Source organism: Nonomuraea sp. ZG12 (assembly GCF_052068115.1).
GTDB lineage: Bacteria > Actinomycetota > Actinomycetes > Streptosporangiales > Streptosporangiaceae > Nonomuraea.
This window is the reverse complement of sequence record NZ_JBQHCW010000006.1, coordinates 355,921-371,035: the sequence shown is the minus strand read 5'-3', so window position 1 is coordinate 371,035 and position 15,115 is coordinate 355,921. Positions and strand designations below refer to the sequence as shown.

The following is a 15,115-nucleotide window of genomic DNA, read 5'->3' as shown; positions in this document are numbered from 1 at the left end:
GAAGCGACTTTACGCGCTCTTGTGAGCGACGAAGTCGATCTCCACCAGGATGTCCAGCAGTTCGGAGCCGACCGTGGTGCGGACGGGGTACGGCGCGGTGAAGTACGTCTTGTATGCCTCGTTGTAGGCGGCGAAGTCGCGCTTGACGTGCTGCAGGTGGACGGTGGCCTTGATCACGTCGTCGAAGCCGAGGCCGTGGGCGGCGAGGACGGCGCCGAGGTTGCGCATGACCTGGTGGGTCTGGGTGGCCACGTCGGTGCCGACGAGTTCGCCGGTCTGCGGGTCGAGCGGGCCCATGCCGGAGGTGTAGACGAAGTCGCCGACGACGAGTCCCTGCGAGTAGGGGCCGATCGGGGCCGCCGCGTCAGCGGTTTTGAGCTCCTTCTTCATGGCTGCTCCTAGAAGTGGGTGGTTATGGTGCCGACGACCCGATAATTCCAGTCGATCAGGGGAAGGGACCGCCACTTGTCGAAAGCGGTGCACGGGTGGGAGATGCCGAAAGCCAGCAGGTCACCCGGTGCGAGACCGTCGGCGCGCACGATCGTGTGCTGGTCCTGCATGGCGACGACGGTGACGTCGCCGCGTCTGGGGATGGGCAGGCCCTCGTCGTAGGGGGCGTCGCGCTTGCCCATGCCGACGACCGCGAGGCCGGGCTCGGGGGTGGACAGCACCTGCGCCCACACCTCCAGCGCGGGCCGCAGCTCGCCGTCGACGCGGTTGAAGGGGGTGCGTTCGCGGTAGTAGCCGTCGTCGTGGGTGACGTACGCGCCGCTGCGCAGCAGGATCCTGGCCTGGGTGGCGACGAGGTGGCGGCCGATCACGTCGAACCACTGGCTGCCGCCGACGCTCAGGATCGGGGTACGGACCCGCAGGTGCTCGACGGCCTCCTGCAACGAGTCCAGATATTTCCGGACCTCTCCCGCTGTTTTGAGCGCCCCTTCGTACCCGGCCACCCCCGCCAGCTCGATCCCGTCGGTCTCCTGCGCGTGCCGGGCCACCGCGAGCAGCTCGTCCAGTGTCCGGCAGCCGGCCCTGCCACCGGCGTGCCCCAGCTCGGCCAGCACCCTGAACGGCCGCGAGCCGGCGTGCCGGGCCAGGATGTCCACCCCGGCCACCGAGTCCGCGAACGACAGGAGCTCGAAGTCCGGATCGCGCTCCAGCTCCGCCGCCGCCCACCGCAGCCCCGCCGCGTCCACGACCTGGTTGGCCACCATGATCCGGCTCACCCCGAACCCGCGCACGGTCATCGCCTGCCGCGACGTGGCCACGGTCAGCCCCCAGGCCCCCGCCCGCAGCTGCCGCTCGGCGATCTCCGGCGACAGGTGCGTCTTGGCGTGCGGGGCCAGCTCCAGCCCATGGTCGCGGGCGAACGCGGCCATGGTCGCGATGTTGTGCTCCAGCGCGTCCCGGTGCACCACCATCAACGGGAAACCGAGCTCCCCTTCCAGCACAGACCCTTCCGGCACGACCCACCCCCTCTGCCGAGCCTATCCCGAAGATCTTGTCCGGGCCTGTCTTGAAGATCTTGTCCGGGCCTGTCTTGAAGATCTTGTACGGGCCTGTCTTGAAGATCTTGTCCGGGCCTGTCTTGAAGATCTTGTACGGTCAGCGCGGGCGAAGGGCTCGGCCGGGGGTCGCGCCGGTCAGCTCGCCGGCCGCCAGCACCGGCCGGCCGGCCACCAGCACGTCGTCCACCCCGCGGGCCGGCGTGCGCGGCGTGTCGTAGGTGGCCTGGTCGCCCACCGTCAGCGGGTCGAACACCACCACGTCGGCGGCGAACCCGGCTCGCAGCAACCCCCGGTCCGCCAGCCCGAACCGCCTGGCCGGATGCGAGGCCAGGTGCACCACGGCCTGCTCCCACGTCCAGTCACCGAGCTCGCGCACATGCCGGCCGAGGAAGCGGGCGAAGGCCCCGAACGCCCGAGGGTGCGGGTGGCCGCCCACGAAGATGCCGTCGGAGCCGCCGATGTGCGACGGATGCCGCAGGACGCGGCGTACGGACTCCTCGCCTGCCGGGCCCTCGTCGGGGCGAGCCTCCACGCAGCCCGCCTCCAGCCGCGTCTCGATGAGCAGGCGCCGGCAGAACTCGGCCGGCTCCACCCCGGCCCGTCCGGCGGCGGCGACCATGGTCAGGCCCTCCGCCCACTCCAGGCCGGGGGCGTGCGCGATGGTCAGGCGCGGCCAGGTCCCGGCCAGCTCCGGCCACCAGGCGTCGAGCTCGGACGAGGCGATCATCTCCAGGGCGCGGTCCGTCTCGGCGCCCGGCACCTCGGGCGGCAGCGCCATCATCGCCAGGATCGTGCTGCTGCGCAGGTAGGGGTAGGTGTCGAAGGTCAGGTCGACGCCCTGGCCGAGTGCCTCGTCCAGCCGCGGCAGCAGCACGTCGGCCGGGCCGTGCAGGTGTGAGACGTGCACGGCGGCGCCGGACAGCTCGGCGATCCGCACGACCTCCGCCATGCCCACGGGCGCCCTGGAACCGTAGGCCCGCATGTGGGTGACGTACGGCAGGCCGCCGAGCGGGCGGCAGAGCTCGGCCAGCTCGTCGGCGGTGGCGTAGCGGCCCGGCAGGTACTCCAGGCCGGTGGACAGGCCGCAGGCGCCCTCGGCCAGGCCGCGCTCCACGTGGGCCAGCATCAGGTCCAGGTCGTCCCGGGCGGCGTGGCGGGGTGAGGGGCCCATGACGTCGTAGCGGATCGTGCCGTGCGGCAGCAGGTAGGCGGTGTTGACCGCCACCGAGCGGTCGTAGCCGTCGAGCAGCTCCGCCACCGTGAGCGGGCCTTCCGTCATGGGCGGCCCGTTGACGGCGGCGAAGTAGCGGGAGACGTAGGCGAAGGTCTCGGCGGAGCCGGGGGCGAACGACAGCCCGTCCTGGCCGAGCACCATCGTCGTCACGCCCTGCCGCAGCGCCGCGAGCTGCACGCCGGGGTCGAAGACCGCCGCGTCACCGTGCGCGTGGGCGTCGACGAACCCCGGCGCCACCAGCCGCCCACCTGCGTCGATCATCGACCCGGCCCGTGCCCCTTCGAGGCGGCCCACCGCCGCGATCCTGTCGCCGGAGATCGCCACGTCGGCCCGGTACGGAGGCGCGCCCGTGCCGTCGAGCACCCGGCCACCGCTGATGACTACGTCGAACGTCACCTACGGATTCAATCACCAGAACGGGCCGCGCAGGAGCGCGCCGGGAGGATGGGACGCTCGGCCAGCAGGGCGCGGGCCTCGGCCCTGGCCAGGTTCCAGCCGTTCCACGGATCGGGCCCGCCCAAGTCGTTGGCCGCGGCCACGTCGGAGAGCACGCAGCTGCGCAGCGGCTCCGGCAGCCGGTCCAGCGCCGGGACGGCCTCGGCGCCCAGATCACCCAGGTAGTCGGTGTCGAATGTCTGCCCCCCGCGCGCCTCGACCTGCGACTCGGCCACCCGCAGGTCCGGGTTGACGACGGCGAAGGCGGCCAGGCCGAGCGCGGTGACCAGGACGATCGTGCGCGGCAGCCAGCCGGCCCCCCGCCCGGCCAGCCGCACCCCGCCGGCGATCAGCACCAGCGCGAACAGCGCGAACAACCACCAGATCGTGGCCTGCACCGACAGGCGCAGCCGGGACAGGCCGTACGCGTCGGTGTAGAGGCCCAGCCGGTGCAGCGCGGAGAACAGCACCACGAGGGTGAGCCCGCACAGCACGCCGAGCAGCCCGGACAGCAGCCAGCGCTCCCGCCGCTCGGTCTTCAGCACGCTCGCCGCCACCGCCACGATGCCGAGCACGATCACGCTGACCGCGACGAGCTGGAAGAAGCCCTGCCTGGCGTACTCGGCGTAGGTCAGCCCCGCCGTCTTCAGCACCAGGGCGTCACCGCCGAACAGCACGGTCAGCTGGACCATGACGAAGACCGCGAACAGCAGGTTCACCGCGGTGAGCGGCAGCAGCCAGACGGTCCTGCGCACGCCGACCTTGATCTCCGGCGCCACCGGGTCGACGACGGGCCGCAGCGCGACCAGCACCACGGCGGCCAGCAGCGCCGCGAACACCACGAACACGAAGATCCGCAACGGCAGGGACTCGGCCCAGGCGGGCGTGGTCGTCAGCCGCTCCACATAGCTCGCGAACACCGCGTCCGCCGAGGCGAACAACAGCCCGAACACCACCAGCAGCACGGCCGTGATGCCCAGCGCGGCGAGCGTGGACACGATGCCGCCCTTCGCCCGCAGGTTCTTCAGCGGCCTGGCCAGGAACCAGGGCACGGGCCCGAGCGCCAGCAGCACCGAGGCGCCGCCCCTGATCACGCCCAGCCAGCCGCGCCCGGCTCCCGACACGGCCAGCGCGACCAGGGCCGCCCCCGCGAGGAGCAGGAACGTCACCAGCCAGTCGGCGTCCCTGATGGCGGCCATCGCGATCAGCACGTACGCCACCAGCCCGTACGCCACCGTCCACGGCGTCATCCGCCGCAGCACCGCGGGCAGCGCCGCGGCTCCCAGCACCATCGACACCAGCACGATGCCGAGCCCCACCTGCGCGTCGGGCAGCGCCACCGCCGCGAACACGCCCGCTCCCGCCGCCGCCGGCAGCAGCCAGCGCGGCGTCTCCGGCAGCTCCGGCCGGGGGAACAGCGGCGGCGGGACGTACGCGGGAGGAGGAGGTTGCGCGCCGTGCGGCTGCCCCGCCAAGGGCTCCTGACGCTGGTACGGCGAGGACGCGGACGACGCGGACAGCGCGGACGACGCCGACGACGCCGACGCGGCGGACGACGCGGTCGCCGACTCAGGCGTGGACGACGCGGGCGGCGTGCGCGGCGCGGTGGCTGCCGCGTAGGCGCCTCGGCGGCCTGAGCCGGCGCCCAGGGACGCCCCGATGGCACCGAAGGTCGCGGTGCACAGGACGAGCGTGACGAACGCGAAACTGTCCCCCAGCATCAAGCTGGCGAACACGGCCGCGAACATCCCGATCAGGAAGCCGACCATCACCCCGACGACGACCCCCACCGCCATCTTCGCCAGCCGCTCGCGGGACGACTCACCCGCCCCCCGGACCTGCGCCGGGACGCCCGGCCGCAGCGCCCGTGGATCGGCGGCGGGGTCCTGGGCCGGAACGGCGGGCGCGTCCTGACGCGCGACGGCGGCTCCGGCGGTGGCCGGAGCCCCGTCCTCACCCCGGCCCCTTGAGCCCTCGGCGGACGACCCCTCACCCTCGGCCGGCGCCCCTCCGGTCACGACCGACCGGCCTCCACTCTCGCCCGACCGACCTCCTACCGCCACCGGCTCCCCGTCCGCCGCAAGCGATCGACTCTCCCCCTCGCCCGACCGACTCCCGGCCACGACCAACCGGCCTTCGGCGTCGACCGGCCAGCCCATGGCCGCAACCGGACGACCTTCGACCGCAACCGACCCGCCTTCGACTTCGACCGAGCCGGCGCGCTCGGTTCGGCCAGGCACGGCTCCCGCCAGGTCCCCTTCAACCGGGTCCCGGCCGTCCTCCGGCTGAGCCATCGTCTGTGGAGCCGTCTGCGGGGCCGTCTGCGGAGTCGGTACGGGAGCTTCGTCCCGGACCGTCGTCTGCTCCCCCGTCGCCAGCTCCGGCTCCCGTGGCGCGTCGGCCATCGTGGTCCTCCCTGGTAAGTCGATGATCATGCGGCATCCCGCGCAGTCGTCGATGCGGATCGAACCGCCGTGCAGTTCGACGATCTCCTTCACGATGGCCAGCCCCAGCCCGGCGCCCCCGGCGTCGGCGGCGCGGCCCGCGTCCAGCCGGGAGAAGCGCTCGAACACCCGCCCCCTGGCCGCCTCGGGGATGCCCGGCCCCAGGTCCGCGACCACGAGCCGGATCCCGGCGCCTTCCCCGGTGGCGGTCACGGTGACCGTGCCGCCTGCCGGGCTGTGCCGTACGGCGTTGTCGAGCAGGTTGGCCAGGACCTGGGCCAGCAGGTCGGGGTCGGCGCGCACGCCGAGCCCGCCAGTGGTCCGGGGCAGCAGCCGGACGTCCTCGCGCGCCAGCGACGCCTCCGCCACCGCCTGTTCCACCAGTGGCGCGAGCTCGACCGGCTCCGGCTCGATGAGCCGCGCGCCCGAGTCCAGCCGGGACAGGTCCAGCAGCTGGGCGACCAACCGGCCGAGCCGCTCGGTCTGGGCGAGCGCGGTGCGCATGGTGGCCGGGTCGGGCGCGGACACGCCGTCGACGACGTTCTCCAGCACGGCGCGCAGGCCGGTGATGGGCGTGCGGAGCTCGTGGCTGACGTTGGCGACGAGCTCGCGCCGCTGCCTGTCGACCGCGCCGAGGTCGTCGGCCATCGCGTTGAACGCCCTGGCCAGCTCGCCGACCTCGTCGCGCGAGGTGGCCCGGACGCGCAGGGTGTAGCGGCCCTTGGCGATGGTCTGGGCGGCCCTGGCCATCTCGCGCAGCGGCTTGGTCATGCCGGCGGCGAGCAGCTGCACCATGATCAGGGCGAGCGCCACGGCCACCGCGATCCGGACCTCGCGCGAGAGCCCGGAGTTGATGCCGACCTCGTTGACGACGAACGCGGTCGCCACGGCCAGCACGATGACCAGGCCGAGCTTGACCTTGATCCGGCCGAGGAAGTCGAGCGGCCTCATCGGCGCACCAGGGCGTAGCCGACACCGTGCACGGTTCGCACCACGTCGGGGCCGAGCTTGCGGCGCAGCGCCCGTACGTGGCTGTCGACGGTCCTCGTGGCGGCGGCCTCGGAGAAGCCCCACACGTCCGACAGCAGCCGCTCGCGCTCGAACACCTGGCCGGGCCGCTCGGCCAGGCGGCGCAACAGGTCGAACTCGGTCCTGGTGAGCTGGGCCTCGGCGCCGCGCACGAACACCCTGCGGGCGGCGGTGTCGATCTCCACCTCGCCCACCCTGATCACGGTGTCCTCGGCGACGAGCTGACCGGCCCGCTCGACCCGGCGCAGCAGCGCGTGGATCCGGGCGACCAGCTCCCGCATGCTGAACGGCTTGGCGAGGTAGTCGTCGGCGCCGACCCCGAGCCCGACCAGCACGTCGGTCTCCTCCCCCAGGGCCGTCAGCATCAGCACGGGCACCGGCCGGGCCGCCTGCATCCTGCGGCACACCTCCAGCCCGTCGAGCACCGGCAGCAGCCGGTCGAGGATGACCAGGTCGGGCTCCGCCTTGCCGTACTCGACCAGGGCGGTTTGCCCGTCGGCGGCCACCCGGACGTCGAACCCCTCGGCGGCCAGCCTGTCGCGCACGGCCAGCGCGATGGTGGCGTCGTCTTCGACCACGAGGATGCGTCGCTGCTCTGTCACGCTCGAAAGCCTAGGAGTGGCCCGTGCAGACGGCACTCCCCAATTCGTGCACATCCGGTGCAGACTTGGGCGGGTGGACACCGCGGGTTACCTTCGACGCCTGGGCCTCGCGCAGGCTGCCCCATCAGCGGCCGGACTCCGGGCGCTGCACGCCGCCCATGTGGAGCGCGTCGCCTACGAGGCCTTGCAGATCTGGCTGGATCGGCCCACCACGGTCGACCCGCTGGAGTCGGCGGCCCGCATCATCGGCGGCCGCGGCGGCTACTGCTACCACCTGAACGGCGCGTTCTCCGCGCTCGCCACGGCCCTCGGCTACCAGGTCACCAGGCATGTGGGCGGCGTCCAGACTCGGGGCGCCGAGCCCGGCGTCACCGCCAACCACCTGGTGCTGACCGTGCGCGGCCTGCCGGACGAGGCCAATCCGGGCGGCGAGTGGCTGGTCGACGTCGGGCTCGGCGACGCGCTGCACGAGCCGCTCCCGCTGGTCGCGGGCTCCTACGTGCAGGGCCCTTTCACGTACTGCCTGCGCCCGTCGGAGGTGGCGCCCGGTGGCTGGCGGTTCGACCATGACCCGAGCGGCTCGTTCGCCGGCATGGACTTCGGGCTCGCGCCTGCGGACATGTCGGCCTTCACGGCCATGCATGAGCACCTGAGCACGTCGCCGACGTCCGGGTTCGTCCGGGTGCTGAGCGTGCAGAGAAGGGACGCCAAGGGGGTGGACAGTCTGCGCGGGCTGAGGCTGTCACGGGTCGGGACCTGGGCGGACGCCATCACGCTGGACACGGCCGGCGACTTCTACGCGGCACTCGACGACATCTTCAACCTGCCGCTCGACGACGTCGAGGCCGAGGACAGGGACAAATTGTGGCGCAAGGTCCACTCGGCGCACGAGACGTGGCTGACGAGCGCCTGACACGGGTAGACCGTCATTGGTGAAAGCTGGCCATGGCCATGTCCGGAGGCGTGACGCTATCGTGCACCTCGCTGTGACTCCTCCACTCCCTGACGGGAGCGACTTCTCGTCAAGCCACTTGCGCAGCTTCACGCCTTGGGGGCCCGCTCGCACTGCGTCTCGATGTAACGCCGCACCGTCTCGGCGGACACCGCGCCGACCGTGGCCACGAAGGAGGATCGTGACCGCAGCGTGCCGTGCTCGTCGGCCTGGGCGCCGATCAACTCCTCAAGGCGGTACTCCGGGCACCACACGACGTGGTACCCGAGGCCATAGGCCACACCGGGGGAGGTGCGCACTTGACGAGTCACACGATCATTATCGCAATGCCGCACATCTCATGCACAACGAACGGAGACCCCTGATGCGCAGGCCAGACAGGTCACCGCACGCTCGGGCCTTGGCGCCCCTCCGGCTCCCGATCCTCCCGTCGACCCAAGGCGACGGCCCCCTCGGAAGGCTCTGATGGGAGAGACAGGAAAGCTCGCCGGACGTTATCGCCTGCTCAATCCCCTGGGCGGCGGTGAGCTCCTGCTGGCCTTCGACGAGCAGGAGCATCGTGACGTCGTGGTCAGGAGGCTGCGCGTCCCCGTGGAGTCGCGGGAGCCGGCGGTGGCGGAGGCGCGGCGCGCCACCGGGCTGTCGCACGCCTGCATGGTGCCGCTGCTCGACGTGCCCGTCGAGGGCGGCGAGGCGTGGCTGGTCATGGAGTTCGTCTCGGGATCGTCGCTGGAGCAGAGCGTGCGGGCGCGACGCCCGCTGCCGGTCCTGCAGGCGGCGCGGGTGGGCGTGCACCTGCTGTCGGCGCTGGAGGCCGCGCACGCGGCCGGGATCGTGCACGGCCGGGTGAATCCGGGCAACGTGCTGCTCACCAGCACCGGAAGGGCGTTGCTGACCGGGTTCGGGCTGCCCGCGCTGGGTATGCGGCCGACTGCGGACATGTGGTCGCTGGCCGCCACACTGCACTTCGCGGTCGAGGGACGCCCGCCTGGCCAGGCTCCGGCGGAGGGCACCGAGCCGCTGCGCTCGCTCATCAGGGCCATGCTGCGCCCCACGGACACGCCGCCGGTGCGGACGGTGGCCGAGACGCTGCGCCGGCTGGCCATGGACCGCTCCCTCGATCAGGTCGTCGCGGCCGGTGGGCCGATGCCGCCCCCCGAGGTGGCCGCGATCGGGCTGGCCGTGCTCGATCAGCTCGCCGACTCGCACGCGCGCGGCGAGCACCACGGCGGCGTGCAGCCGGGCAGCGTCCTGATCAACGAGTGGGGGCACGCCACGCTGGTCCCCCGCCTGGCGCCGGCCCAGTTGCCCGCCTTCACGCCGCCCGAGGGCGCCGGGAGCCCGGCGGCGGATCTGTGGTCGCTCGGCGCGACGCTGTTCGCGGCCGTGCAGGGGCGGCCGCCCGCCCCCGGCGCGCCGCTCAGCAGGGCGGGGGCGCTCGCTCCGGTGCTGTTCGACCTGCTGTCGGGCGAGCCGGGCCGGCGTCCGGCCGCTGACGTGCTGCGCCGCAGGCTCATGGGGGTGCTGGAGCACAACGGTTGAGATACATCGTGACCAGGAACCAAGGCAGGGGGCCCACTCGTTGGCAGGACGACGCACAATGTGGGAGAGGCGGGGCGCGCGCTCCGCGTTCGGAGGAAGTTGAGGATGTCACCAGTCCAGAAGTACGCCATCGGCGCAGGCGCCGCTGTTCTGCTCTCGCTGATTTTCTTTGGGCCCGGGTTCGTGACTCTGCTCGTCATCCTCGGCGTGGTCGCCGCACCGGTGGTCGGCTACCTGATGCTCGACCCGTCGCAGCGCGAGCGGCTCAAGCGATCCCGCAAGCGCGGCATCGGCCGTTGACCCGGCGCGGCGGGGGCCCTCAGGCCTCCGCCGTGCTCTGTCCGGCCGCGCTCTGTCCGGCCACCCGCTCGCGCACCTTGCGCTCGACGAAGAACGACAGGAACGGCACCGTGCCGCCGAGCATCACGCCCAGCATGTACGGCCACGACCAGCGGGCCTTCATGCCCAGGTTCATCACCGCGACCAGGTAGAGCATGTAGAGGCCGCCGTGGATGGGCGCGATCGTCTTCGACAGGCCCGCGCTGCCGAAGCCGTAGCGCATGACCATGGCGACGCAGAGGATGAGCAGCATCACGCCGACCACGTACGCGAGCACCCGGAAGGGCTTGAGAGCCGATTCCACCGTTAACCTTCCAGAACCATCTCGGGGGACCGTTCGCGGTCCCGATCCGCTCGTACGGCGTCACGTACGAAGTGGAACCACATGAACACGGCGAATCCGGCGAAGATCCACCAGTTGGCGGCGTAGGCGAGGTTACGCCACGTCAGCTCGCCGCCCACGATCGGCGGGGCCGCCTTGACCTGCGTCAGTGAGCCCGAGGGCGGCTGGGCGACGACGTAGCCGTTGCGCACCTTCTGCCCGCTCCACAGGTTGATCAGCTCACCGGTCGAGACCGTCTGCACCTGGCCGGCGGGCACGCCCTCCGGTCGCCGCTGCACCCCGTCGGTGCCCTGCGGCGGGCGCAGCCGCCCCTGCACGGCGATCCGGCCGCCGGGGACGGCGGTGCCCGGGTCGTCGGCCTTCGCCACCCAGCCGCGCACGACCGGCATCAGCGTGCCGTCGTCGAGCCGGAGCGGGGTGAGCACCCAGTAGCCCTCGCCGCGTGAGACGTTGCCGCCCGGCGCCGCCACGTCGGGCGGCCGGTCGGCGACCAGGAGCTGGCGTCCGGCGTCGTAGACGCCCTCGGCGGTGACCTTGCGCCCCACGGCGACGTTGTGCATGTGCGCGCCCACCTGAGCGAGCGTGGTGACGCTCACCGGCTCGGGATCGGTCATCGCCTGCGGCTTGCCGGAGTCCTGGAACACGCCGAGCTGCCAGCGTCCGAGAAAGATGAACGCGAGCACGACCCCGATCGTGAGCAGGTGCAACCCCAGAAGGCGAGGGGACAACAGGGTCCTGAGCATGGGTCAAAGCTATCCGCCCACCGGACCGGTCCCGTCACCAGCCCACCCCACGGATCGCGCAAAACCGCGCAAAAACGGCATGTGATCCCGCTAGGCTGCTGCCCATGTCTGACCAGCATATCGACCCTTCGGGCAGCACCCAGCAGTTCCGCGCGTTCGCGCAGCGGTCCGAGCAGGAGTCCAAGAAGGCCAAGAAGTCGCCGCTGCTGCCGATCATCGCGGTGGTCGCGGTGGTCGTCGTCATCGGCGTGGCCGCGTTCCTCCTCCTGCAGTAAGCCCTTTCCCCATAGACCTGACCCACCCGCCGCGGACAGTGGCGGGTCGTCGCCATGCCCGCGGCGGGTCGAACCGATGGATCAGCGCCTCGGCCGCACCACCAGCGCGCTGCCTCCGCCGCGCCGGGTGGGCTCGGCGACCGCCTGGACCCGGTTCCGGTCGAGGAGCTCCAGCGCGGTGGCCGCGCCGATCTCCGGGTTCAGCACCAGCTGGTGCCCCCGGTCCGTCAGCTCCTGCTGGTAGCGGTCGAGGAAGGCCTGCTCGGCCTGGGTCTGCGCGGTGTTGCGCTGCGTGGCCCTGGGGGCGGCGAGCGCCTCGGGCAGCGACATGCCGAACTCGTACCGGTTGACCATGATCTGCAGCACGGTCGTGATGATCGTCGAGCCGCCGGGCGAGCCGAGCGCCAGCACCGGCCTGCCGTGGTCGAACACCAGCGTCGGCGCCATCGAGGAGCGGGGGCGCTTGCCGGGGGCGGGCAGGTTCGGGTCGCCGGGGGCGGGGCCGAAGGTGAAGTCGGTGAGCTCGTTGTTGAGCAGCATGCCGCGGCCGGGCACCACGATGCCGTTGCCGCCGGTGGACTCGATCGTCAGGTTGTAGGCGACCACGTTGCCCCAGCGGTCGGCCACGACCAGGTGGGTGGTCTCAGGGCCCTCCTTCGCGGTCGGGGTCGCGGTGCCGGTCGGGGCGGCGCAGGGGCCGTAGTCGCCGTCCGGCTCGCCGGGCGCGGCCGGGGCCGCGATGGCCCGGTCGCCGACCAGGCAGGCGCGTTCCTTGGCGAACCCGTCCGACAGCAGCTCCTTCAGCGGCACGCCGGGCAGGTCGCCGACGTAGGCGTTGCGGTCGGCGAAGGCCAGCTTTGACGCCTCCAGATATTCGTGCAGGCCCACCTCGGGCAGCGCGTCCAGGATGTTCAGCGCCTCGCCCACGGTCGAGCCGCCGGACGACGGCGGCGCCATGCCGTAGACGGTCATGCCCCGGTAGTCGACGCGGGTCGGATCCCGCATCAGGGCCTGGTATCTCCGCAGGTCGCGCATCTCCATGAGCCCCGGCCTGACGGTGCGGGCGGCGCCCGGGGTGACCGGCGGCTGCTTGACCGTGGCCACGACCTCCCTGCCGAGCTGCCCGCCGTACAGCCAGTCCGGGCCTCGCTCGCCCAGCTCGCGGTAGGTGGCGGCGAGCTCGGGGTTTCTGAAGACGGAGCCGACGGGCGGCGGCGAGCCGTTCGGGAGGTAGAGGCGGGCCGTGGAGGTGATGTCCTTGAAGCGGTCGGCGTTCTGGGCGGTCTGGTCGTGGAAGGTCTGGTCGACGACGAAGCCCTTGGCCGCCACCTCGATCGCCGGCCGCAGCGCCTGCTTCAGCGACAGCGTGCCGAACCGGCGCAGGGCCAGGTCCCACTGGGCGACGGTGCCCGGCACGCCCGCTGACAGGCCGCTGGTGACGGCCTCCGCGAACGGGATGCCCTCCAGGCTGGTGGCGGTCATGGCTCCGGGGGCGGTCTCCCGGCCGTCGATGGTGTGGACCTGACGCCTTCTGGCGTCGTAGTAGACCATGAAGCCGCCGCCTCCAGGACCGGCGGAGTACGGCTCGGTCACGCCGAGCACCGCTCCGGCGGCGACCGCGGCGTCCATGGCGTTGCCGCCCTTCCTGAGCACGGCGATGGCCGCCTTGCTCGCGTCCAGGTCGACGGTGGCGACGGCCCCGCCGTACCCCTCGGCGACCGGGACCTTCTGCTGCTCTGTTGTGGCCGGCGCGGGAACGGCGGTGGCCAGCGAGACGAGGACTGCTACTGCGGGAACGATCACTCGGCGCATGTTCTCCACCATGGCCCAGCTACGCCCATCGCGGTAGGGCCCCCTTCCACCATCAGAGGATGCGGTGGTGGAATGCGGGACCTAGCGTGGGGTTGTGCGTAAGCAGTCCGGTTTCGATCCGTACCTCGCGTTGATCGTCGCGGTCGCCCAGGTGGTGCTCTCTCAGGGGGCGGCCTGGGGGCAGCGGGCCTCCAGGGAGCCACTCGACCCGGTGGCCTATGCGCTGCTGCTCGTCGGGCCGCTGATGATCCTGGTGCGCCGGAAATATCCGGTCACGGCAACGATCATCACGTTGTTGGCGACATATGTGTATACGTGGCTTGGGTATCCGTACGGGCCGGTTTACCTGGCTCCGATCATCATGCTTTTCTCCCTGGTCACGCAGGGACTACGGGTGGCCGCCTGGAGCATGGCGGGGGTCACGCTCGCGGTCTTCCTCAGCTACGGCTACCTGCTCTCGGGCGAGTCGGCCGGGCTCTTCCACGACTCGGCGATCACCGCGTTCATCCTGCTCGTCATGGTGATGGCCGAGCTCACCAGGATCCTGCGCGAGCGCCGCGCCCAGCAACAGCGGGCCGTCGACGAGGAGACCAGGCGGCAGGCCAGCGAGGAGCGGCTGACCATGGCCCAGGAGCTGCACGACGTGCTCGCGCACAACATCTCCCTCATCCACGTCCAGGCCTCGACCGCGCTGCACCTCATGGACGACAATCCCGAGCACGCGCGCACCGCGCTGGCCACCATCAAGACCGCCTCCAAGGAGGTGCTCGGCGAGATGCGCTCGGTGCTGAACGTGCTGCGCGAAGGCGCCCCACGTTCCCCCACCGCCGGGCTCGACCGCCTGGACGAGCTGGTCGAGCGCTCCGGCCTCGACGTGACCCTCGACCGGGCCGGCTCACGCCCGCTGCCGAGCCAGGTCGAGCGCGCCGCCTATCGCATCGTCCAGGAGTCGCTCACCAACGCCGCCCGGTACGCGCCCGGATCGCGGGTCACGGTCCAGCTGGAGTACGGCCCGGCCGAGCTGACCGTCCGGATCGCCGACACCGGCGCGACCACGGCCACCATGCTGTCGGAGGAAGGCAGCGGCAACGGCATCCCCGGCATGCGCGAACGCGCCTCCGCTCTCGGCGGCACCCTGGTCGCCGGCCCGGCGGGCACCGGCTTCCAGGTCTCCGCCCGGCTGCCCCTACCCGAGGAGAACCCATGATCAAGGTGTTGCTGGCCGACGACCAGGCCCTGGTGCGGGCCGGCTTCAAGGCGCTGCTCGACGCCCAGCCCGACATGACCGTCGTCGCCGAGGCCGCCGACGGCGCCGAGGCGGTCCGCCGGGCACGCGAGCACGCGCCGGACGTGGTGCTGATGGACATCCGGATGCCCGGCACCGACGGCCTCACCGCCACCCGCCAGATGCCCGAAGGCCCGCGCATCATCATCCTGACGACCTTCGAGCTGGACGAGTACGTCTTCGAAGCCCTCCGGGGCGGCGCCAGCGGCTTCCTGGTCAAGGACACCGAACCGGCCGAGCTCATCCAGGCCGTGCGGGTGGTCGCCGCCGGGGAGGCGCTGCTCTCCCCCAGCGTGACGCGCCGCCTGATCGCGGAGTACGCCACCCGCGCCAAGGAGCCGCTGGCCGCCGACGGCCTGGACCTGCTCACCGACCGCGAACGCGAGGTGCTGGCCCTGGTCGGCACCGGCATGACGAACGACGAGATCGCGGCCAAGCTGTTCATGTCACCGGCGACGGCCAAGACGCATGTGAGCCGGGCGATGATGAAACTGCACGCCCGCGACCGGGCCCAGCTCGTGGTGATCGCGTACGAGTCCGGACTGGTCAGGCCGGGCTGGCTCTGACGATCG

General features: G+C 72.1%; 15 protein-coding genes. 6 read left to right on the top strand and 9 right to left on the bottom strand.

Annotated features, from left to right (window positions below; genetic code table 11):
* Positions 1-9: 9 nt before the first annotated feature.
* The 5 genes from ACTMTF_RS20310 to ACTMTF_RS20290 form a co-directional block, all read right to left on the bottom strand.
* Positions 10-390 carry a Rid family detoxifying hydrolase gene (locus tag ACTMTF_RS20310; RefSeq protein ID WP_441112079.1) on the bottom strand — a complete coding sequence of 127 codons (381 nt, stop codon included), beginning with the start codon at positions 388-390 and terminating at the stop codon, positions 10-12.
* 8 nt (positions 391-398) lie between these two features.
* Complete coding sequence (locus ACTMTF_RS20305) at positions 399-1,466, bottom strand: alanine racemase (RefSeq protein WP_441112078.1); 1,068 nt, start codon at positions 1,464-1,466, stop codon at positions 399-401.
* 139 nt (positions 1,467-1,605) lie between these two features.
* Positions 1,606-3,138, bottom strand: coding sequence for an N-acyl-D-amino-acid deacylase family protein (locus tag ACTMTF_RS20300; RefSeq protein WP_441112077.1), 1,533 nt, complete (start codon positions 3,136-3,138; stop codon positions 1,606-1,608).
* Between the two features lie 8 nt (positions 3,139-3,146).
* Positions 3,147-6,572 (bottom strand): DUF4153 domain-containing protein, encoded by a 3,426-nt coding sequence (locus ACTMTF_RS20295; RefSeq protein ID WP_441112076.1) that lies wholly within the window; start codon positions 6,570-6,572, stop codon positions 3,147-3,149.
* On the bottom strand, positions 6,569-7,252 hold the full coding sequence (locus tag ACTMTF_RS20290) for a response regulator transcription factor (protein ID WP_441112075.1): 684 nt from the start codon (positions 7,250-7,252) through the stop codon (positions 6,569-6,571). The genes ACTMTF_RS20295 and ACTMTF_RS20290 overlap by 4 nt, the downstream gene beginning before the upstream one ends.
* A gap of 73 nt (positions 7,253-7,325) precedes the next feature.
* Between ACTMTF_RS20290 and ACTMTF_RS20285 the strand changes: the two genes are divergently transcribed.
* A complete protein-coding gene (locus ACTMTF_RS20285; protein ID WP_441112074.1) occupies positions 7,326-8,165 on the top strand; it encodes an arylamine N-acetyltransferase family protein in 840 nt (279 codons plus the stop codon).
* A 128-nt stretch (positions 8,166-8,293) separates the two neighbouring features.
* On the opposite strand, the gene ACTMTF_RS20280 is transcribed toward ACTMTF_RS20285, so the two are convergent.
* On the bottom strand, positions 8,294-8,503 hold the full coding sequence (locus ACTMTF_RS20280; protein WP_441112145.1) for a hypothetical protein: 210 nt from the start codon (positions 8,501-8,503) through the stop codon (positions 8,294-8,296).
* A 166-nt stretch (positions 8,504-8,669) separates the two neighbouring features.
* Here ACTMTF_RS20280 and ACTMTF_RS20275 point away from each other — a divergent pair, with 166 nt between their 5' ends.
* Together ACTMTF_RS20275 and ACTMTF_RS20270 are read left to right on the top strand one after the other, a co-directional pair.
* A complete protein-coding gene (locus tag ACTMTF_RS20275; RefSeq protein WP_441112073.1) occupies positions 8,670-9,746 on the top strand; it encodes a protein kinase domain-containing protein in 1,077 nt (358 codons plus the stop codon).
* Positions 9,747-9,851: 105 nt separating this feature from the next.
* Complete coding sequence (locus ACTMTF_RS20270) at positions 9,852-10,046, top strand: hypothetical protein (protein ID WP_441112072.1); 195 nt, start codon at positions 9,852-9,854, stop codon at positions 10,044-10,046.
* Between the two features lie 19 nt (positions 10,047-10,065).
* On the opposite strand, the gene ACTMTF_RS20265 is transcribed toward ACTMTF_RS20270, so the two are convergent.
* Positions 10,066-10,389, bottom strand: coding sequence for a DUF3817 domain-containing protein (locus ACTMTF_RS20265; protein ID WP_189138711.1), 324 nt, complete (start codon positions 10,387-10,389; stop codon positions 10,066-10,068).
* 2 nt (positions 10,390-10,391) lie between these two features.
* On the bottom strand, positions 10,392-11,171 hold the full coding sequence (locus ACTMTF_RS20260) for an SURF1 family protein (protein WP_441112071.1): 780 nt from the start codon (positions 11,169-11,171) through the stop codon (positions 10,392-10,394).
* A 104-nt stretch (positions 11,172-11,275) separates the two neighbouring features.
* Between ACTMTF_RS20260 and ACTMTF_RS20255 the strand changes: the two genes are divergently transcribed.
* Positions 11,276-11,446 carry a hypothetical protein gene (locus ACTMTF_RS20255; RefSeq protein WP_397008736.1) on the top strand — a complete coding sequence of 57 codons (171 nt, stop codon included), beginning with the start codon at positions 11,276-11,278 and terminating at the stop codon, positions 11,444-11,446.
* A gap of 81 nt (positions 11,447-11,527) precedes the next feature.
* Here ACTMTF_RS20255 and ggt read toward each other — a convergent pair whose 3' ends face one another.
* Entirely contained in the window at positions 11,528-13,258 is a 1,731-nt protein-coding gene (gene ggt / locus ACTMTF_RS20250; RefSeq protein ID WP_441112070.1) for a gamma-glutamyltransferase, read from the bottom strand.
* Positions 13,259-13,352: 94 nt separating this feature from the next.
* On the opposite strand from ggt, the gene ACTMTF_RS20245 reads away from it, so the two are divergent.
* Together ACTMTF_RS20245 and ACTMTF_RS20240 are read left to right on the top strand one after the other, a co-directional pair.
* The gene (locus ACTMTF_RS20245) at positions 13,353-14,465 is read left to right on the top strand and encodes a sensor histidine kinase (RefSeq protein WP_441112069.1); all 1,113 of its coding nucleotides are present in this window, start codon (positions 13,353-13,355) and stop codon (positions 14,463-14,465) included.
* Positions 14,462-15,109, top strand: a complete 648-nt coding sequence (locus ACTMTF_RS20240; RefSeq protein ID WP_441112068.1) for a response regulator transcription factor — start codon at positions 14,462-14,464, stop codon at positions 15,107-15,109. The genes ACTMTF_RS20245 and ACTMTF_RS20240 overlap by 4 nt, the downstream gene beginning before the upstream one ends.
* The last annotated feature ends 6 nt before the right edge of the window (positions 15,110-15,115 follow it).